This window comes from Streptomyces sp. NPDC107581, assembly GCF_055657175.1.
Genome location: NZ_JBVKBH010000021.1, coordinates 47,151 through 66,626 on the forward strand (window position 1 = coordinate 47,151; position 19,476 = coordinate 66,626).

The 19,476-nt window shown below is 74.1% G+C and carries 12 protein-coding genes and 1 tRNA gene; 3 read left to right on the forward strand and 10 right to left on the reverse strand.

The window, feature by feature from the left end; all coding sequences use genetic code 11:
* Window positions 1-125: 125 nt before the first annotated feature.
* From ACZ7P3_RS37685 to ACZ7P3_RS37695, 3 genes are all read right to left on the reverse strand, one after another.
* Window positions 126-575, reverse strand: a complete 450-nt coding sequence (locus tag ACZ7P3_RS37685) for an ATP-binding protein (RefSeq protein ID WP_472088732.1) — start codon at window positions 573-575, stop codon at window positions 126-128.
* Window positions 576-946: 371 nt separating this feature from the next.
* The gene (locus ACZ7P3_RS37690) at window positions 947-2,689 is read right to left on the reverse strand and encodes a pyruvate dehydrogenase (RefSeq protein ID WP_472088733.1); all 1,743 of its coding nucleotides are present in this window, start codon (window positions 2,687-2,689) and stop codon (window positions 947-949) included.
* 112 nt (window positions 2,690-2,801) lie between these two features.
* Window positions 2,802-4,163 carry a protein phosphatase 2C domain-containing protein gene (locus ACZ7P3_RS37695; protein ID WP_472088734.1) on the reverse strand — a complete coding sequence of 454 codons (1,362 nt, stop codon included), beginning with the start codon at window positions 4,161-4,163 and terminating at the stop codon, window positions 2,802-2,804.
* A 462-nt stretch (window positions 4,164-4,625) separates the two neighbouring features.
* Between ACZ7P3_RS37695 and ACZ7P3_RS37700 the strand changes: the two genes are divergently transcribed.
* The gene (locus ACZ7P3_RS37700) at window positions 4,626-5,615 is read left to right on the forward strand and encodes a helix-turn-helix domain-containing protein (RefSeq protein WP_472088736.1); all 990 of its coding nucleotides are present in this window, start codon (window positions 4,626-4,628) and stop codon (window positions 5,613-5,615) included.
* A gap of 36 nt (window positions 5,616-5,651) precedes the next feature.
* A complete protein-coding gene (locus tag ACZ7P3_RS37705) occupies window positions 5,652-6,134 on the forward strand; it encodes a DUF456 domain-containing protein (RefSeq protein ID WP_472088738.1) in 483 nt (160 codons plus the stop codon).
* A gap of 351 nt (window positions 6,135-6,485) precedes the next feature.
* Here ACZ7P3_RS37705 and ACZ7P3_RS37710 read toward each other — a convergent pair whose 3' ends face one another.
* Window positions 6,486-7,700, reverse strand: coding sequence for an SGNH/GDSL hydrolase family protein (locus ACZ7P3_RS37710; protein ID WP_472088739.1), 1,215 nt, complete (start codon window positions 7,698-7,700; stop codon window positions 6,486-6,488).
* A gap of 463 nt (window positions 7,701-8,163) precedes the next feature.
* Between ACZ7P3_RS37710 and ACZ7P3_RS37715 the strand changes: the two genes are divergently transcribed.
* A tRNA-OTHER gene (locus tag ACZ7P3_RS37715) sits at window positions 8,164-8,259 on the forward strand.
* A 134-nt stretch (window positions 8,260-8,393) separates the two neighbouring features.
* Here the strand turns inward: ACZ7P3_RS37715 and ACZ7P3_RS37720 are convergent.
* From ACZ7P3_RS37720 to ACZ7P3_RS37745, 6 genes are all read right to left on the reverse strand, one after another.
* The gene (locus ACZ7P3_RS37720) at window positions 8,394-8,894 is read right to left on the reverse strand and encodes a methylated-DNA--[protein]-cysteine S-methyltransferase (RefSeq protein ID WP_472088740.1); all 501 of its coding nucleotides are present in this window, start codon (window positions 8,892-8,894) and stop codon (window positions 8,394-8,396) included.
* Window positions 8,894-10,456 (reverse strand): AlkA N-terminal domain-containing protein, encoded by a 1,563-nt coding sequence (locus ACZ7P3_RS37725; protein WP_472088814.1) that lies wholly within the window; start codon window positions 10,454-10,456, stop codon window positions 8,894-8,896. The genes ACZ7P3_RS37720 and ACZ7P3_RS37725 overlap by 1 nt, the downstream gene beginning before the upstream one ends.
* Before the next feature lie 79 nt (window positions 10,457-10,535).
* Window positions 10,536-13,319, reverse strand: coding sequence for a SpoIIE family protein phosphatase (locus ACZ7P3_RS37730; protein WP_472088741.1), 2,784 nt, complete (start codon window positions 13,317-13,319; stop codon window positions 10,536-10,538).
* Between the two features lie 194 nt (window positions 13,320-13,513).
* A complete protein-coding gene (rsgA, locus tag ACZ7P3_RS37735) occupies window positions 13,514-14,605 on the reverse strand; it encodes a ribosome small subunit-dependent GTPase A (RefSeq protein ID WP_472088743.1) in 1,092 nt (363 codons plus the stop codon).
* Between the two features lie 238 nt (window positions 14,606-14,843).
* Window positions 14,844-17,291, reverse strand: coding sequence for a hypothetical protein (locus ACZ7P3_RS37740; RefSeq protein ID WP_472088745.1), 2,448 nt, complete (start codon window positions 17,289-17,291; stop codon window positions 14,844-14,846).
* Window positions 17,288-19,444, reverse strand: a complete 2,157-nt coding sequence (locus ACZ7P3_RS37745) for a hypothetical protein (RefSeq protein WP_472088746.1) — start codon at window positions 19,442-19,444, stop codon at window positions 17,288-17,290. Before ACZ7P3_RS37745 ends, ACZ7P3_RS37740 begins: the two co-directional genes overlap by 4 nt.
* Window positions 19,445-19,476: the final 32 nt, after the last annotated feature.

Consider the following 19,476-nt stretch of genomic DNA (forward strand, 5'->3'; position numbering starts at 1 on the left):
AGGATGTTGCGGACAAACAGTCATGGGTCGCACGGGCCCCCAAGTCTATTCGGCGCTTCCTTCCCACCGGGCCTCGGTCTCTCCTGCGGGTCCGCCCCCCCGCCCCGTTGTCGTGTCCGCGTGTCTCAGGCGGCCTCGGCGCCGAGTTCGAACCACACCGACTTGCCCACCCCGTGCGGCCGTACGCCCCAGGCGTCCGCGAGGGACTGCACCAGGACCAGCCCGCGGCCGTGGGTGCCGTCCCCCGAGTCCGGCGCGCACGGGCGCGGTCTGCGGGCCACGAAGTCCCGCACCTCCACGCGCAGTCCGCGCGGTGAGACGACGGCGATCAGGACGGCGTCGTCGTCGGTGTGCACGAGCGCATTGGTGACCAGCTCGCTGGTGAGCAGTTCGGCTATGTCCGAGCGGCCGGGCTTGCCCCAGTGCCGCAGCAGTTCGCGCAACTCCCGGCGCGCCTCGGGCACCGCCCTGAGATCCGCCCGCCCCAGCCTGCGCCTGATCTGGGGCGTGTGCACCTGATCCGTGATGGTGTCGGCTTCTTCCCCCGCCTTCGCCGAGGAGGCCCCGATGGCCACGGGACCGCCCCCTCGTGCCTGCCTCTTCATGGCCCCCGCCCGCACGTTGCCGAACCTGCCCCTCCTGGTCGAACACGTTCACGGGAAACCATGCCCAACGCTCTTGTGCGCACGCATGGCGGCCTGCCGACGGCCGCCTGTTCGGCCACGCCCGTACGACCGCCCGGCCGGCCCCGCGGTGCCCCCGAACCCGTGCCCAACCCGCACAGGCCGCCGTACGACGCCACGGGCGCCCCATCCCGACGGGGCGCGGTGCTCCTCCGGGGCCGGCCGACGGGCCGTCACACGGCGTGAAACTGGCCGGAAACCATCGCTCCGGTCGGCTCGTTCAGGGCCGGGGACGTTCCGCAGCATCGCTCCGGCCGGCTCGTTCAGGGCCGGGGGACGTTCCGCAGGTTGGAGCGGGCCATCTGGAGCATGCGGCCGACGCCGCCGTCCAGCACGATCTTCGAGGCGGACAGCGCGAATCCGGTGACCATCTCCGCGCTGATCTTCGGCGGGATGGAGAGGGCGTTGGGGTCGGTGACGACGTCCACCAGGGCGGGCCCCTTGTGCTTGAAGGCGTCCTTGAGGGCCCCGGCGAGCTGCTTGGGCTTCTCCACCCGGACCCCGTGGGCGCCGCAGGCGCGGGCGACGGCGGCGAAGTCGGGGTTGGCGTTGGCCGTGCCGTACGAGGGCAGGCCGGCGACCAGCATCTCCAGCTCGACCATGCCGAGCGAGGAGTTGTTGAAGAGCACGACCTTGACCGGCAGGTCGTACTGGACCAGCGTGAGGAAGTCGCCCATCAGCATGGAGAATCCGCCGTCCCCGGACAGGGAGACGACCTGCCGGCGCCGGTCGGTGAACTGGGCGCCGATCGCCATGGGCAGCGCGTTCGCCATCGAGCCGTGCGAGAAGGAGCCGATGATCCGGCGGCGGCCGTTGGGCGAGAGGTAGCGGGCGGCCCACACATTGCACATACCGGTGTCGACCGTGAAGACCGCCTGGTCGTCGGCGACTTCGTCCAGGACGGCGGCCACGTACTCAGGGTGGATCGGAACGTGCTTCTCGACCTTGCGCGTGTACGCCTTGACCACACCCTCCAGCGCGTCGGCGTGCTTCTTCAGCATCTTGTCGAGGAAGCGCCGGTCGGTCTTCTCCCGCACCCGCGGGATCAGGCAGCGCAGCGTTTCGCGGGTGTCGCCCCACACGGCGAGGTCGAGCCGGGAACGGCGGCCGAGGACTTCGGGCCGTACGTCGATCTGCGCGATCTGCACATCGTCCGGCAGGAAGGCGTTGTACGGGAAGTCGGTGCCCAGCAGGATCAGCAGGTCGCACTCGTGGGTGGCCTCGTAGGCGGCGCCGTAGCCGAGCAGCCCGCTCATACCGACGTCGTACGGGTTGTCGTACTGGATCCACTCCTTGCCGCGCAGGGCGTGGCCCACGGGCGCCTTGATGCGCTCCGCGAACTGCATGACCTCGGCGTGCGCGCCGGCCGTGCCGCTGCCGCAGAACAGCGTGACCTTGCCGGCCTTGTCGATCATCTCCACCAGCCGGTCGATCTCCTCGTCGCCGGGCCGGACGGTGGGCCGGGAGGTGACCAGGGCACTCTGGAGGGGCTTGTCCGGGGCGGGTTCGGCGGCGATGTCGCCCGGCAGGGACACCACGCTCACCCCGCTCTGGCCGACCGCGTGCTGGATGGCGGTCTGCAGCAGCCGGGGCATCTGCTTCGGGCTGGAGATCAGCTCGCTGTAGTGACTGCACTCCTGGAAGAGCCGGTCCGGGTGGGTCTCCTGGAAGTAGCCGAGGCCGATCTCGCTGGAGGGGATCTGCGAGGCGAGCGCGAGCACCGGGGCCATGGAGCGGTGGGCGTCGTACAGGCCGTTGATGAGGTGCAAGTTGCCGGGGCCGCAGGAGCCTGCGCACGCGGCGAGCTTCCCGGTGATCTGGGCTTCCGCCCCGGCCGCGAAGGCCGCGGTCTCCTCGTGGCGTACGTGGATCCAGTCGATGGCCGCATTGCGCCGGACGGCGTCCACGACCGGGTTGAGGCTGTCGCCGACGACGCCGTAGAGGCGGCGCACGCCGGCGCGGACGAGGATGTCGACAAACTGCTCGGCGACGTTCTGTTTGGCCATGACGGTCGTCTGCCCCTTCGGTGACGGGATGCGCCCCTCCCGTCACCATCAATCCACAAGGGCCGCCGTCACGCCTCCCGCAAGGGCCGCCGTTACGCCTGCCGCACGGCCGCTACGCCTCCCACACGGCCGCCGCCGTACGGTCGTCGGCGTAGCCCTTCACCCGCACCTGGGAGTCCGCGAGGAACGCGGCCAGGCCGGGCGCGGCACGGCGGGACCAGCGACGGGCCAGATAGGCGCAGAGGGCGGCCTCGCCGCGCAGCGGGTCGGCGAGGCCCCCGGTGCACAGCACCAGCACATCACCCGGACGGGCTACCGAGGCGCGGAAGCGGAACGGTTCGCGGGGCGGCTCGGGAGCAGGCTCGTACGGGCTCGGCGGGGTCGGGATGCCGAGGTCCATGGTGAGCCGGTCGCCCTCCGGTGTCTCCGCGGGGGGCGAGCCGAAGCCGAGGACGGGTTCGCCGGCGGTGCCGGCGGGCGGCACGCGCGGTTCGATGTCCTGCCACTCGCCGTCCCGCAGCCGGAACAGGCCGCCTTCGCCCGCGCCGAAAAACACGCGGGTACGGCAGTCCGGGTCGGCGGGCAGCAGCAGACAGCGCAGGCTCGCCGTGTACTCCTCCGGGTCCAGGTCCTGTTCGACGGCGTCGGCACGCAGTCTGCCGAGACTGCGGTCGGTCAGGCGGTGCAGTCCGGACTTCAGGTCACCGCGCCGGGCCGCGCGGATGTCCTCGGCCAGCCTTCGATGACTGCGGCCCACGGCCTGCCCGATCAGCCGGCAGGCCTCGGCCGCCGCGAGATGCGCGCCCGGTGCGGCCCGCGTGCCGGTCGCCATCGCGACGAGGAGCAGTGCCTGTTCCCCCGTCCCGAACCGCGCGGTGAGCAGCGAGTCCCGGCGCGGCTCGCCCCGGTACCGCCCCGAGTCCCCGCGCAGCGACACGGCCCGCAGCGTGCAGGCTCCGTACCGGGCACCGTCCAGCACGGTGTCGGCGACCAGTTCACCGAGGTCGTCGGGGTCGGCGGCGGGCAGCGAGGTGGGCTCCGGGTCGTAGGTGGGCGGTCCGGAGCCGACGTAGTCGACGGAGGAGGGCGGCGGGGGTGGCGGGGGTGGCGCAGGTGAGGTGGGCGGAGGCGGTGCGGTGGCCGGTCCGGCCGTACCGGGTGGGGGCGGTGCGGTGACCGGTCCGGCCGTATCGGGTGGGGGCGGTGCGGTGGGAGCGGTCGGTGGTGATGCCGCTCGCTGGGGTGGGACCGCGGTCTCCCGGGGCGGGTCCTGACGCGGGTCCCGGGGCGCCGTGCTCCCGGTGGGTCCCGCCGTCCGGCCGGGCCGCCCCGCCACCGCGTTCCTCGCCGAGGTGAAGCGGTCGTCCAGGGAATCGGGCGCGACCGTGGGCCCTGTGTCCTCGGTGGAGTCGTCGTACAGCTCGCCCCACCAGTCGTCCTCATGACGGGCGGAGCTGCCCCCCTGCTGGCTCATGCCCCTAATTGTCCACCGCAGGGGCCGGTTGAAAACGGGGCAACGGGAAAAACCGGCGCACGAACCCGCGCCGCACGGTATGCCGAGCCACGAACCGAACTCCCGTACGGGAGACGGCAGTAGGCCGCCGGGCGGCCCCACCCCCCACGGGAGGACCGCCCGGCGCCATCCTGAGTGACCCGGCCCCGCATCCCCTTCGCGCGCGACCGCGCACGTGCGGGGCCGGGTCACCGACCCGTACGGCCGGAGCCGCCGGGACGCCGGCCGATTGGCCTGATAGTGGCTTGGTTTCCTGGGACGCGGCTGTGAGCCGTGAGCACGGCCGCGGTCTTCGGGTGCTGCCACCTTGGCAGAGCCACGGCAGGTACGACGATGATGTACGGCGGCGGGTTTGCGCCGTGGCCGTTTTCCGCCAGGGCGCCTCGCGCGGCCGGCTGGTTCTCAGGGGAGGGACGTGGGTCGATGCTGGCAGCGATAGGCCTGGACGAGACGCACGAGTCGGCGTACCGGGCGCTGGTGTCCGTGGGCGCCGCGGAGGTGGCCGATCTGGCCCGGCGTCTGTCGCTGTCCGAGCCGGACACCGAACGCGCGCTGCGCCGGCTGGAGCGGCAGGGCCTGGCGGCCCAGTCCCCGGCCCGTCCGGGCCGCTGGGTGGCCGCCCCGCCCGGGGTGGCGCTCGGCGCTCTGCTCACCCAGCAGCGGCACGAGCTGGAGAAGGCCGAACTGGCGGCGGCACTGCTGGCCGAGGAGTACCGGGCGGCGGCCGGCGAGCCGGAGGTGCACGACCTCGTGGAGGTGGTGACCGGCGCCTCGGCGGTCGCGCAGCGCTTCCTCCAGCTCCAGCTGGGCGCCACCGAGGAGGTGTGCGCGCTGGTCACCGGCAATCCGGTGGTGGTCTCCGGAACGGAGAACGACGCCGAGGAGCAGGCGGCCGGGCGCGGCGTCCGCTACCGGGTGGTGGTGGAGCGGTCGGTGCTGGACCTGCCGCACGGGCTCACCGAGCTGACGGCGGCGCTCGGCCGGGACGAGCAGGTGCGGGTGGTGGACCGGGTACCGACGAAACTGGTGGTCGCCGATCGGTCCCTGGCCATGGTGCCGCTCACCTCGCGGACGGCCGGACCGGCCGCGCTGGTGGTGCACGCGAGCGGACTGCTGGAGCTGCTGGCCGGGCTGTTCGAGTCGGTGTGGCGTGCGGCGCTGCCGCTCAGGCTGGGCCCCACGGGCGTGGCCGAGCAGCGGCCCGACGGCCCGGACGCCACCGACCTGGAGGTGTTGTCACTGCTGCTGGCCGGGCTGACCGACGCGAGCGTGGCCAAGCAGCTCGACCTGGGGCTGCGGACCGTGCAGCGCCGGGTGAAGCGGCTGATGGAGCTGACCGGGGTGACGACCCGGCTGCAGCTGGGCTGGCATGCCTACGAGCGGGGCTGGGTGTCCCGCGAGGGATCCCGCTGACCTGCGATTTCTTCGGTCCTCCGGCACTCTGGGCAGATGGGAGCGTGGGAACTCCTGCTGGTCGGCGTGGTACTGGTGTTCGGCCTGTGCGGAGTGCTGGTGCCCGGCGTGCCGGGGTCGTGGCTGGTGTGGGCCGCGGTCCTGTGGTGGGCGCTGCAGGACCCGCAGCCGGTGGCCTGGGGCGTCCTGGTCGGGTCGACCGGGGTGCTGCTGCTCTCCCTGGTGGTGCGCTGGATGCTGCCGCCGCGCCGGCTGCGGGCGAGCGGCGCGACGCCCGGCATGGGGGTGTACGCCGGTGTGGGCGCGTTCCTGGGCTTCTTGCTGATCCCGGTGCTGGGCGCCCTGCCGGGCTTCATGGCCGGCATCTACCTGCACGAGCGGCTGCGGCTCGGCGGCCACGGCGAGGCGATGGCCGCGCTGCGCACCACAATGCGCTCGGGCGGCTCCAGCGTGCTCGCCGAGCTGTTCGCCTGCCTGCTGATCGCGGGGGCGTGGCTGGGCGCGGTGGTATGGGGCTGACGGTCCGGCGGAGGAGCCCGGCGGGGGAACCCGGCGGGGGGCGGCAGTGCACGGCTGCGCGGCCGTACGCGGCGCGACACAGCTGCGCGGCCGGTGCAGGCGGAACGCGGCCGGTGCACAGCGGTACGGGCGGTACACAGCCGCGCAGCAGGTGCAGGCGGAACGCGGCGGTACACAGCACGCGGCCGGTGCACGGCGGTACGCGGCGCTACGCAGCCGGTGCAGGCGGAACGCGGACGGTACGCGGCGCTACCCAGCTACGCAGCCGGTGCAGGCGGTACGCGGCGGTACGCGGCCGTGCGCGGCGGTACGCGGCCAATGCGCGGAGGTACGCGGAGGTGCCCCGCGCGCTCAGCGGGCGGCCGGCGCGAGGCGGGCGGCTCCGGCCGGCTCCCGGACCAGGACGGCGGCCACGGCGTCGGCGACCGCGCGCATGCCCGCGTCGTTGAAGTGCAGATGGTCGCCGGGGTCGTAACCGGGCAGGATGCGCTCGGGGGCGGCCGGGTCGCGGACGACCGCGTCGGCGTCGGCGACCGCGTCGAAGGCTCCGCCGGTGCGGATGAACGCGTTGACCTGCTGCCGTACCGCCTCGCGGGCCGCGGTGTACCCGGAGAAACCCCCGTACGGGGTGAGGGTGACCCCGACGACCCGGATCCCGCGCGCGTGGGCGCGGGCGACGAGGGTGCGGTACGCGGTGGCGAAGGCGGCGGGGTCGGTCGCCTCGGGGCTGCCCTTGATGTCGTTGATGCCCTCCAGCACGACCAGGACCCGCACCCCGGCACGGTCCAGCGCGTCGGCGTCCAGGCGGGCCAGGGCGCTCGGTCCGGTGCCGTCGCGCAGCAGCCGGTTGCCGGCGATGCCGGCGTTGAGGACGCCGAGCCGGTCGGCGCTCAGGCGCTGGGCGAGCCGGTCGGGCCAGCGGCGGTTGGTGTCGGAGGTGGATCCGGTGCCGTCGGTGAGGGAGTCGCCGAAGGCGACCACGCTGCCGGCCGCGGAGCCGAGGACGTCGACGCCGGTGACGTAGTACCAGGAGCCGATGGACGTGGTGTACGCGGAGCCGTCCTCGTCGGCCGCGTGGCCGGCGGGGGCGACATAGCTGGTCTGCAGGGCGGTGCGGTGGTAGGTGGCCGGGCCGCTGTCGACCGGGGTGAGGACGGTGACCAGCAGATCGGCGGCGGCCGGTGCGGACAGCGGGACCGGGTCGGTGAGCAGGTCCTGTCCCGCCGGGACGGTGACCGTCGGGGCGCCGTGGAAAGTGGCGGTGTGCAGGGTGCCGGGCACGGCGTCCGGCCCGCCGGCCCGGCGCAGCGCGACCGTGACCGCGCCGAGTTGCAGCGGGGCGGTGCCGAACCGATTGCTGAGCCGGATCCGCACGGCGCTGCCGCCGACGCTGAGGTGGACGACGTTGCGGATGGCGGCACCGGGGAGCGCGGGGGTGGTGCCCGAAGGGGCCGTCTCCCAGCTGCCGGTCCACGGCGGCGGTGCGGGTTCGGCGACGGCCGTCGCCGTCGTACCCGGGAGCAGCGCCGCCGAGAGCGCTACGAGGACCCGTCCGACCTTGCCCATACCCGCCCTTCCGTCGCCCGTCGCAGGCGACCGTCCCACACGGCGGGGGCACAGTGCCGGAACATCAACCGCGGTCCACCCACTCGGCCTAGGCCGTCCGCCCGAGGCCGGCTGACCGGAGGGAACGGTGAGACGACCGGTGCCTCGGGGGCGGCCGGTGCGTCCGGAGACGGCCGGTGCGCGCGTCTCCGGTGCGGCCGGAGGCGACCGGTACGCACGTCTCCGGTGCGGTCGCGGGCGACTGGTGCGCGCTTCCCCGGCGCGTCCCCGGCGCTTCCCCGTCGCTTCCTCGGCGCGTCCCCGGCGCGTCCGAGGACGGCTGGTGCGTGCCCCTCCGGGGGCGGTCGGGTGCGGCCAGTGCTCGCTTCGCGGGGCGACGGCATGTCAGGCTCACGTCAGCGGGGACTGGCACGGTGTTCCACGTGAACGGCGGCGCGGGAGACGACCGCGGGGCCGGACGCGAGGAGAGGTGCCCGGAGTGGTTGATCGGGGACCGGCGAGCATGTCTCGGGGTCGGACTCCTACGGAGTCCACGCAGGTTCGAATCCTGCCCTCTCCGCCGCAGCACAGGGGCCGGCAGAGCCCCGGCCGGCACATAGGCCGGCAGAGCCCCGCCTGGCACTGGGGCCGGTAAAGCCCCTCCCCCGTCTCACCCGTCCGGGCTCTCCGCAAAGGGCCGGCAGGGCCGGCACATCAGCACGCCTGGCCCGGGAGCGCGCCCTCCAGGGTCAGCAGCCACACCTTCCGGTCGAGTCCGCCCGCGTATCCGGTCAGCGAGCCGCCGGCCCCGATGACCCGGTGGCACGGGCGGACGATGAGCAGCGGGTTGGCGCCGATCGCCCCGCCGACGGCCCGGACGGCGGCGCGCGCCGCGCCGATCCGCGCGGCGATCTCGCCGTAGGTGGCGGTGGCGCCGTACGGAACCGAGTCCAGCGCGGCCCACACGCGTTCCCGGAAGTCGGTGCCGTGGGTGCGCAACGGCAGCCGGAAGTCCTTGAGTTCACCGGCGAAGTAGGCCGCGAGCTGTTCCTCGGCCGCACGGAAGGGCCCGGGATCGTGCCGCCAGCCGTCCTGGACGACCCGCCCGCCCTTCTGTCCGGGCACGGACAGCGAGGTGAGGACGCCGTCCGGGTCGGCGGTGAGCAGAAGCCGGCCGAGCGGGGCGTCCACACCCGTCCAGTAGATCGTCTCCATCAGTCGGTCAACTCCTCATCGGCACGCAGATGCTGGATGGCGTACGACCGCCAGGGCCGCCAGGCGTCCGGCACGTCCGCGCCGGGTGGGGCCACGTCGGGATCGCCGAGGGCGCGGACACGGAGGACGGCGACGACGGCCGGGTCCATACCGGGCAGGGCGAGCAGCGCCTGCTGCGCCTCGTCCCGGTCGGCGCCCGGGTCCAGGTGCAGGGTCCCGTCGGCGAGGGCGGCGGCGAGCGCGCCCAGCGTGGCACCGGGCACGGACGCGGATGCGGATGCGGATGCGGATGCGGATGCGGGATGGGGCCGGGACGTGGGCCCGGACACGGGTTCGAACATGGCTTCGGATGCACGCTCGGCCGCAGCCGCGGCCCCGGACACGCACTCAGCCGCGGGCCCGAACACGGGCTCGGACACGGGCTCGGACACGGCCTCGGCGAGGGCGGCCGGCTCCGGGAACAGGTGCGTGAGGCTGCCGCAGGGGGCGTCGAGCGCCTTGCCGTACCGGCGGACCAGAGCCTCCGCTCCTGCCACCCCCACCAGCGCTCGTACGGCGGGCTCCAGCGGGTCGACGGCGCCGGGCGAGCGCAGGCCGGGCCGGGCGGCGACCAGCGGGGCGAGCCGCGGATCGGCGCCGAGCCGTTCGTCCACCGCGTACGGGTCGGCGTCGAGGTCGAACAGCCGTCGCAGCCGCTGCACGGCCGTGGTCAGGTCCCGCGGGTCGGTCAGGTGCAGCCGGGCGTCGAGCCAGCCGCCCGGATGGGTGCCGACGCCCGCCTTCGGCGCCCGGGTGCGTTCCTGGACGGCGACGATCGCGGTGCCGTACGGCAGCCGCAGGGTGCGCCGGTAGGTACGGCCGCCCGGGGCGCCGCTCACCTCCTCGACGCCGGGCACGGCCTCCCGGGCCAGCTGGTCGAAGACGGCGGCGGCCTGGTAGGGCCCGCGATGGGCGAGCCGGAGCGGGATGCCGGCGCCCGGGGTGGCCCGGCGGGCTCCCCTGCCCCGGGGCGCGGCGGCCCGTACGCCGGTCGGCGTCGCGTCGTACACCTCGCGGATCGTGTCGTTGAACTGCCGCACGCTGGCGAACCCGGCCGCGAACGCGATCTCGGTGACCGGCAGGTCGGTGGTCTGCAGCAGCACCCGCGCGGTGTGCGCGCGCTGGGCCCGGGCGAGCGCCACGGGTCCGGCGCCGAGTTCGGCGGTGAGCTGCCGCTGCACCTGACGGGCGCTGTAGCCGAGCCGGGAGGCGAGGCCCGCGACACCCTCGCGGTCCACGACACCGTCGGCGATGAGGCGCACGGCCCGCCCGACGGCGTCCGCACGGACGTTCCACTCGGCGGAGCCCGGCACGGCGTCCGGCCGGCACCGCCGGCAGGCGCGGAAGCCGGAACCCTGCGCGGCGGCGGCGGTCGGGAAGAACCGCACGTTCCGCCGCTTCGGGGTGACCGCGGGGCAGCTGGGACGGCAGTAGATGCCGGTCGTCTCGACGGCGAAGAAGAACGCCCCGTCGAACCGTCCGTCCCGGCTGCGCACCGCTTCGTACCTGGTGTCCTCGTCCATCACGCCTTCCAGTGTGGAACGCCGCGGCGGGGCCGGCTGGCGGAAATCGGACGTGCAGCTGCGCCGGGGCCGTCCGCCGTCACGGGAGGTCGGCATCGTCCCACTGGTCGTCGCCCCACTGGTCCAGGAGGTCTTCGGCCGACTCGGCGGGCGGCTCCCGGCGGCCCGCGTGCAGGGACTGCTCCGCCCAGATCACCTTGCCGCGGGCCGTGTAGCGCGTGCCCCAGCGTGCGGTGAGCCGGGCGACCAGGAACAGACCGCGGCCGCCCTCGTCGGTGTCCGCCGCGCGCCGCAGATGCGGAGCGGTGCTGCTGCCGTCGGAGACCTCGCAGATCAGGTGGCGGTCGTACAGCAGCCGGACCCGGACGGGCGGGGAGCCGTAGCGGATCGCGTTGGTGATCAGCTCGCTGAGGATCAGCTCGGTGGTGTATCCGAGGTCCGAGAGCCCCCAGGCGTCCAGGGTGCGGGCGCACGCGGAGCGGACCGGGGCCACGGCCGCCGGGTCGGCGGCCACGTCCCACTCGGCGATCCGGTCGCGGTCCAGCAGCCGGGTACGGGCCACCAGCAGGGCGACGTCGTCGCTCGGCCGGACCGGCAGCACCGCGTCGAGGACGTCCTCGCAGACCTCCTCCGGGCTGCGCTCCACCGTGCCGCTCAGTGCGGCCCGCAGCTGCGCCAGGCCGGTGTCGATGTCCCGGCCGCGGTCCTCGACCAGCCCGTCGGTGTACAGCACCAGCCACGATCCTTCCGGGAGGGTCAGCTCGCGCACCTCCACCGGCATGCCGTCGCCCAGGCCGAGCGGCGGGGAGACCGGCACGTCGGGGAAGGAGGCGGTGCCGTCGGGCAGTACGAGGGCCGGGCCGGGGTGCCCGGCCCGGGCGACGGTGGCCCGGCCGGCGACGGGGTCGTAGACGGCGTACAGGCAGGTGGCTCCGGCGATGCCCGCGACCGCCTCGCTCGGCTCGTCGCTGTCGATCCGGCTGACCAGCTCGTCCAGGTGCGCCAGCAGTTCGTCGGGGCTCATGTCGAGGGCGGAGAAGTTGAGCACGGCGGTGCGCAGCCGGCCCATGGTGGCCGCCGCGTGCAGCCCGTGTCCGACCACGTCGCCGACGACCAGCGCCACCCGTGCTCCCGGCAGCGGGATGACGTCGAACCAGTCCCCGCCCACCCCGGCCTGCGCGGGCAGATAGCGGTGGCCCACGTCCAGGGCGGACTGCTCGGGCATGCGGCGCGGCAGCAGGCTGCGCTGCAGGGTGACGGCCGTGGTGTGCTCGCGGGCGTAGCGGCGGGCGTTGTCGATGGCGACCGCGGACCGTGCCACCAGCTCCTCGGCGACCGCCACGTCCTCCTGCTCGAAGGAATCGGGCCGCTCGGAGCGCCAGAAGCTGGCCACGCCCATGAGGATTCCGCGGGCGCGCAGCGGGATCACCATCATCGAGTGGATGCCGTGGGCGATGATCCTGCGCGCGTTGACGGGATCCTGCTCCTGCCATCCGGTCAGGGCGGGCATGTCGGCTTCGAGCACCGGCGAGCCGGTTCCGAAGCCGATCGCCTGCGGGGTCTCGGAGCCGAAGTCGGTGAGGGTGCCGACCGGGTACAGCGGATGGTCCTCGTGGATGCCGGTGAGGGCGGTGCGGCGCATCATCGTGCCCCTCGGCTCTCCGCCCCGCTGGATCGAGTCGACCAGGTCGACGCTGGCGTAGTCGGCGAACCGGGGGACCGTGAACCGGGTGAGCTCCTCCGCCGTCCGTGCCACGTCGAGGGTGGTGCCGATCCTGGTCATGGCGTCGTACAGCAGGCGCAGTCGGTGCTCCGCCACCGCGGCCTTGCCGGCGACGGCCCGCAGCTCGGTCGTGTCCCGCAGCGTCACGACGCTGCCGGGCGGGCCGCCGTAAGGGGCGGTCGGCCGTACGCTCACCGCCAGCAGCCGCTCGCCGGCCTCGCACACCTCGTCCGTGACGGGCCGTCCGTCGGACAGCAGCCCGATGAGGCCCGACCCGAGTCCGAGACCGGTGACGTGCCACCCGTGCGGGTCCTCGGGCAGGCCGAGCAGGCGCCGTGCCTCGTCGTTGGCGAGCAGCAGCCTGCCGTCGTCGTCGAGGATGAGCACGCCCTCCCGGGTGGCGTGCAGCACGGCGTCGTGGTGGTCGTACATCCGCCGCAGCTCGGCCGGTTCCAGGCCTCGGGTCTGGCGTCGCAGCCGGCGGCTCACCAGCGCCGATCCGGCCGTCGCGAGCACCAGGGCACCGGCGCCGGCGCCCAGCAGGAGCGGCAGTTCCCGCATCGCGCGCGCGTTCACGCTGCGGACCGTGATGCCGACCGACACCAGTCCGGCGACCTTGCCGTGGGTATCGAGGACCGGGACGGTCGAGTCCACGGCCTGGCCCACGGGCGTGCGGAACGTGGAGGTGTACGGATGCCCGGCGAGGCCCTGGGTGTAGGTGCCGGCGACGTGCTTGCCGATCAGGTGCGGGTCGGGGTGCGTCCAGCGGTAGCCGGCCGGGCTGAACGCGACGATGTAGTCGACCCCCGACGTCTTGCGGGCCGCCTCGGCCCGGGGCTGGAGCAGCGCGCTGGGGTGGGCGGAGCGCATCGCGGCGAGCGTGCCCGGGGCGTTCGCGAAGGACTCGGCGCCGACGAGGGAGCGTGTCCGGGCCTCGGCAACGCTCGCCTGCTGGGCCTGCAGGACCAGCGCGGTCACGGCCGCAGCGCCGAACAGGACCAGGATGACCAGCTGCAGGACGAACACCTGTCCCGCGACGCTGCGCAGGCCCGGCGGGAGGCGGCGGCCCTCTGCGGCCGGGGAGGCCTCGGCGGGCGCGGACGCGGCCCGCACCGGGAACAGGCCGAAACGCCTCTGCATGGTCTATTTCTAGCATCAGCTGACGAAATGGACGCGCTCCGACTTTACGCGCCGACCGGGCCGGGTCCCAGCCCGGTCGAGGCGGGCCCCGGCCCGGTTCAGGCGAGACCCGGCCCTTCGAGGCAGGACCCGGCCCGGCCGAGGCGGAACCCGGCCCTTCGAGGCGCAGGGGTGTGCCGCCGGACCCGTGGGGATTACCCCCAGCGGCCCCGCTTGGCCTCCATCGCCGCCTTTCCTTCCGCCCCCCTCCGCTTCCAGTCCCTCTTGAGTTCGGACCGGAGGCGGGCATCCGTCTTGGCGACGATCCACTGGTTCTCCCGCATCAGCTTGCGGTAGCTCTCCAGTCGCCGGGCCGGAAGCTCTCCGCTGTCCACCGCGGAGCGGACCGCGCAGCCGGGCTCGCTCTCGTGTGCGCAGTCGTGGAAGCGGCACTGCCCGGCCAGGTCCTCGATCTCGGAGAACACCTGCCCGACCCCGGTCTCGGCGTCGAACAGTCCGACACCCCGCAGCCCGGGGGTGTCGATGAGCACGCCCCCGGAGGGCAGCGGCAGCAGGTTGCGGGTGGTCGTGGTGTGCCGGCCCTTGCCGTCCACGTCCCGCGCGGCCTGTACGTCCATGACGTTCTCGCCGACGAGGGCGTTGGCGAGGGTGGACTTGCCCGCGCCGGACTGGCCGAGCAGCACGGACGTACCGGAGCCGACGAGGGCGACGAGCACATCGAGACCGTCGCCGTGCAGGGCGCTGACGGTGAGCACGGGCACGCCGGGCGCGGCCGTCTCGACGTCCTCGACGAGGTGGGCGAGCGTCACCGGGTCCGGCACGAGGTCGGCCTTGGTGAGCACGACCACGGGCTGCGCGCCGGATTCCCAGGCCAGGGCCAGGAACCGTTCGACGCGGCCGAGGTCGAGTTCCACGGCGAGCGAGACGGCGACCACGGCGTGGTCGACGTTGGCGGCGAGGATCTGCCCCTCGGACCGCTTGGAGGAAGTGGAGCGTACGAAGGCGGTACGACGCAGCAGACACGTGCGCACATAACGGGGGTTGCCGCCCGGGTCGACGGCGACCCAGTCGCCCGTGCACACGACCCGCATCGGGTCGTGCGGGGTGACGAAGGCCGTGTCGGCCCGCAGCACCCCGCCGGCGGTGACCACGTCGCACTGCCCGCGGTCGACCCGGATCACCCGCCCGGGCAACAGCCCTTCGGCTTCGTACGGGGTGAACACATCGGCCCACGCCTCGTCCCAGCCATAGGGAGCCAGCGCGGAGAACTCGGAGGAGGAAGTCAAGGGAGACCCTTCACAAGGGTGGCCCCGGCGTGCGCAGTCGGCGCGGATCGGTCAGCCGGTGGCCACGGAGGTGGACTTGAGGAGTTCCTGGATGAGGGCAGCGCCCAGCACAGTGACAGCCATCGGTCACACCTCCTGTTCCTCACTCGGCCGACGGCGGCGGCCATCGGCCACCGCCTGTTGTGCTCCCCACCTTAGAAGGTCACGCCGCGGGGGCGCCACGCATTTTCGTCCCTCCTCACGAGGAGGCCACCAGGATCAGGACGGTGACGAGCGCGACGATCAGCAGGGCGGCCGCCCCGACCCAGCAGCCCACGTTGTACGACTGGTCGCCGATCCAGTCCATGACGGAGGGCTGTTCCACGGCGTGGGCCGAGGACTCCGGGGCCGCCGGGACGGCGGACCGGGCCGTGGGCGGCGGAGCGCTGACGGGCGGCGGCGGAAGGGTGGGCGGCGTGTTGCTCCGGCTGATCGCGTCCTCCAGGATCTGGCGCCACAGGGTGGGCGGCAGATCGGGGACCTTGCCGTTCGGCGGTTCGACGATGGTCTGCCAGAGCCAGTTGCCCGTGGTGGGGTGGCGGTCCCGGCTCATCCGGTACTGCAGTTCCAGCAGTTCGCTCAGATAGCGTTCGTCGCGGGCCAGCGGGGCCACCGCCCAGTGGAAGAGCGCGGCCGCCCGGTCGGCCATGGCGGCCCTCGACGACTGCTCCGCGCCCGCTCGCTGCGGCGTGAAGTACAGGTCGTTGCCGAGTACTTCCGCGCACAGTGCGTGCCGCATCTCGAGATCGCGCGCCTCGGTGCGGCGGGACCTCCCCAGTTCGTTCAGTACCAGGTCCAGGGAGTCCTGCGGCAGTTGGCCGGAGCGCAGCTCGCCGAGAAGGAACTCGTCGGGCTGCTCGGTCAGCTGCGTCACCAGCAGGCCGCGCCGTCCGATGTCCGCGCGCCGGTGCTCGCGCAGGTCCCGTTGGAGCGCGTACGGGGCCCGGGCGGGCGGGACGCTCGGGCCGGCGGCCGCAAAGCCGCTGTCGGGTGCGGGCCCCTGTGGCCCATGGGACCTGGGGTCGTACGCCGGTTCGTACCGGGGTTCGAAGGGGGGTTCGTACGCGGTCCCCTGGGTCGTTCCGTGCGTGGTCCCCTGGGTCGTTCCGTACGTGGTTCCGTGCGCGGAACCGGATGCGGTCCCCTGGGTGCTCCCGTACGCCGTCCCGTGCGTGGTCCCGGACGCGGTCCCGTGCGGCGAACCGGACGCGGTTCCGTGCACGGGCCCTTCCGCCGGGGGTGGGGCGGTCGGTTGCGCAGGCGGTTGCGCGGGCCTTGCGGACGGTGCGGCAGCGGTCTCCGGACGGAGCTCGGAGCCGACCGTGGCCCGCGCCTGCTGCTGCTCCTGCTGCTGATCCTGCTCCCGGGGCCGCTCCCCGTGTCCGTTCCTCTCCCGTCCCTCGTCCCGCTGCCCGCGTGCGTCCCGATCCCGTCCCGCGTCCTCCCGCAGCCCGCTCCCGTCCCGATCCCATACCTCGTCCCGTACCCGGCCCCCGTCCCGGTCCCAGCCCCCGTCGCGGCCCCCGTCCCGCCCCGCGTCCTTCTCCGGACCCCGGTCTCTTCCCCACGCCCCGTCCCGTTCCCGCTCGGGATCGCGGGGCCGCTCCTCCCGCCCCTCCCGGCGCGGCTCCTGGCCGCGATCCCACGCGAAGTCCTGGTCCCGGTCCAGGGCCGGACCCGGCTGCGCCGGGCGGGGCGCGGTCGCCGCGCTCCGCCGGCCGGTCGTGCGGTCCGCGTCGAGGACGTACTGCAGCCGGGCACGCCGTCGCTCCCAGTCGAGCGACGCGCCGTCGGCGAGCTCCCCCTCCCTCAGGTGCGGCACGCCGGCGGCCTCCTCCCGGTGGGCGAGGAGGTACTTCACCAGCCGGCCCGCCGCGTGGTGTTCGAACCGGGGGCGGGCCGGCGGACGGTCCTCGACCCGGGCCAGCGGGCCGGACCCGCCCGTGTCGGGCTCCCAGCGGGGGACGGCCATCAGCCGCAGCGCGTGGGTGTCCGCCGTGTCGTAGGTGGCGAACGTCCACTCCTGGCCCAGCCAGTCCCCGAAGAGGAGGAACAGCCCTAGATAGACCAGCGGTACCCCGCCCCGGTCCGGCCAGCCGGGCGTCGACTGCTCCTCCACGAGCAGCGACACCCGCTGCGTCGGGTCGCGCAGCAACTCCGCGGTGACCATGGTCAGCGCATTCTTGACGGTGGGCAGCTTGTCCTGCATCTCCTGCAGCCGGCGCCGGGCCGCGTCGTGGAGTTGCTCGCAGCGGATCTCGGGCTCTGTCCCGGAGGCCTGCTCGGCCTTCTCCGGGCTGCCCCAGCCCCCGTACGCGAGACCGAGGCACTGACGCGTCTTCAGGATCGCGGGGGAGCCGAGGAGGACATGGCTGACCGTGCTCGGCCGGCCGCCCCGGTCCTTGGTCGGCCAGCGCTGTACGAGCATGACGTCGCCGTCGCGGGACAGGGTGCGCACCACGCTGGGTCGTGCCGCCGCCGCGCCGGACACCCAGAGCAACGGGCCGAGTTCCCGGCCCAGTTCCTCGGCGCGCCCGGCCGAACAGGAGTGGGCGACGGCGTTCATGCCGGTGCCCTGACGGCCGCGGTTGCCGTCCCAGCGGAAGACGACCTGGTGCACCGAGTCACGGTCCTCGAAGCCGTTCACTGAAGTTCCTCTCCCCCGGATCCCTCTGCGTCCTCTGTGCCCTCTGCGCCGACGGCATCCGCGGCGTCCGTGGCGTCCGCCCAGGGCACCGCCTCGATGACGGGCGCCTCTCCCACGGCGAACGCCTCGGCGCCGCCCGGTACGTCGATCAGCCCGTGCATCGCCAGCAGGGCCAGCAGCGGTTCCAGCACCCGCCGGGGCCCCGCGCCCGCCGGATAGCGTCCATGAGCCTCCTGACCGCCGGTCGCGGACGCGATGTGCAGGGTGCACCGGCGGATCGCGTCGAAGGGGCGCAGCCACGCCTGCCCGGCGTGCCGGCGCAGCAGTCCGTAGACGTCCCGGCTCTCCTCGTGCATCAGCGCGGGGTCGAGCGCGGTGGTCCGCGGCCGGCCCAGCCACCGGTCGACGGGCGGTTGGAACCGCAGCAGGTCCGCCTTGCCGAGCACCATCGCGGCCGGCACGTCCAGGTACGGGCCGTTCTTGCGCAGCCGGTCCAGGACGGTGCCGAACGCGAGGTCGCCGTCCCGGTTCACCTCCACCCCCCAGCGTTCCCTGACGTGTTCGAGCTGGGGCAGGGGCAGGGCGAGCGCCGGGTCGACGACGAAGATCAGGGCGTCGACCCCGAGCAGGAACCGCAGCGCCGCGTCGGTCCGTACGAGGTCCTCGCCGCCGAGGTCGAAGAAGGCGACCGGGCGCACCTGCCCGCGGGCGTCGGTGATCAGGAGCGACTCCACGAAGCGCGCGAAGTCGTCCAGACCGAGGGCGGCCGTGTGGTCCAGCACCCTGCCGCTGCGCAGCGGCTGTACCCGTTCCCGTACGAACCGGGCGTGCTGCTCCGGATTGACGGACTGCCACTTCAGGCCGAACGGCTCCAGGCCGCCGTCGGTGATGGCCGCGATCAGCTGGGTGAGCAGATGGCTCTTGCCGGTGGAGGACTGGCCGACCAGGGCGACGGTCAGCGGGCGGCCGTACATCAGGTAGGGAACCGGGATGAAGTGTTCGGGGAAGTCCGTGTCCGCCGTGCACTTCTGGACGGCGCCGCGCATGACGTCGTGCCGCCGGTCCGGGTTCTTGATGCCGGTCAGGTCCAGCGGCTTGTACTGCATCCTGCTGTCGGTGACGAAGAGTTTCGTGAGGTCGAGCTGGATGGTCTCCAGGCAGTAGGGGCAGAGCACTTCGCCGCTTCCGCGCCCGGCCGTCGCCCCGGCCCGGTCCTCGGAACGGGCGACAGGGGCCTGCCGTTTCAGGCGCAGCGACTCCTCGAAGGCCTCCCGGTGCGGGCGCATCTCGTCGGCGGGCAGGGTGAGCCGGACGTGGCGGGCCGCTCCCGGTGCCACGAGTTCGAGCACCTGCGCGGGTGTCGGCCGGTCGGCGGCCCGCGGGGCGAAGGCGTGCCGCAAGGTCTGGTCGAGCACCCGGTGTTCGGCGAGGTCGGCGGGGGCCCGGTCGGCGGGGCCGGGCCGGCCGGTCACCAGCCGGTAGAGCACCTGGGCGGCGCTCCACACCGCGTCCCGCGAGTCGGTGCGCCCCACGCCCTGGCGCTGTTCGGGCGAGCAGAAGGGCTGGCGGCCCCAGGGGCTCCGGGGCCCGCCGGTCCTGGCCACCGCCTCCAGCCCCCACAGCTGGACCCTGGCGCCGTCCCAGAGCACGGTGGCGGGCGAGACGCCGCGCGGCACCAGGCCCTGGCCGTCGAGCAGGCACAGGGCCAGCATCAGGTCCCGGGTGAAACGCTGCTGGTCGGTCGCGGCCATCACATGGGTCCGCGCGGCGGCGGCGCCGCGCGGTGCGGCGTACAGCAGGAACGGCTCGGCCGTGTCCAGCTCGTAGCCGATGATCCTCGGGAAGAGCGCCGCGTACTCCGTGTCGCCGAGCGCGCGGTGCAGCTGCAGGGCGGTGCCCGCCTCGGTGTCGAGGAGGGCGCGCGCGGCGGGGTTGGCCGCGTCGGTGGCGCTCAGGCGTACCTGTACGCATTGCTCCGTGTCGTCGTCGAGCACGCAGTTGCGGATCAGCTGGGGCAGCAGCCGGTCGCGGCGGAACTCGCGGCCGAAGCGGGCCGGGGTGACACGGCGCCGGCCCGAGGGCGCGGTGAACGCGAGCTTGTCCGGGGAGGTGCCGCCCGGTCCGGGCCGAGGGGGATGCACGGAACTGGTCACCGACGGTCCTCTCCTTCGTACGTGTGCGCGGA

Excerpts from the sequence above, each read along its gene's own strand:
- ACZ7P3_RS37690 (WP_472088733.1), bottom strand. The coding sequence starts at position 2,689 with ATGGCCAAACAGAACGTCGCCGAGCAGTTTGTCGACATCCTCGTCCGC.
- ACZ7P3_RS37695 (WP_472088734.1), bottom strand. The coding sequence starts at position 4,163 with ATGAGCCAGCAGGGGGGCAGCTCCGCCCGTCATGAGGACGACTGGTGG.
- ACZ7P3_RS37700 (WP_472088736.1), top strand. The coding sequence starts at position 4,626 with ATGCTGGCAGCGATAGGCCTGGACGAGACGCACGAGTCGGCGTACCGG.
- ACZ7P3_RS37705 (WP_472088738.1), top strand. The coding sequence starts at position 5,652 with ATGGGAGCGTGGGAACTCCTGCTGGTCGGCGTGGTACTGGTGTTCGGC.
- ACZ7P3_RS37710 (WP_472088739.1), bottom strand. The coding sequence starts at position 7,700 with ATGGGCAAGGTCGGACGGGTCCTCGTAGCGCTCTCGGCGGCGCTGCTC.
- ACZ7P3_RS37720 (WP_472088740.1), bottom strand. The coding sequence starts at position 8,894 with ATGGAGACGATCTACTGGACGGGTGTGGACGCCCCGCTCGGCCGGCTT.
- ACZ7P3_RS37725 (WP_472088814.1), bottom strand. The coding sequence starts at position 10,456 with ATGGACGAGGACACCAGGTACGAAGCGGTGCGCAGCCGGGACGGACGG.
- ACZ7P3_RS37730 (WP_472088741.1), bottom strand. The coding sequence starts at position 13,319 with ATGCAGAGGCGTTTCGGCCTGTTCCCGGTGCGGGCCGCGTCCGCGCCC.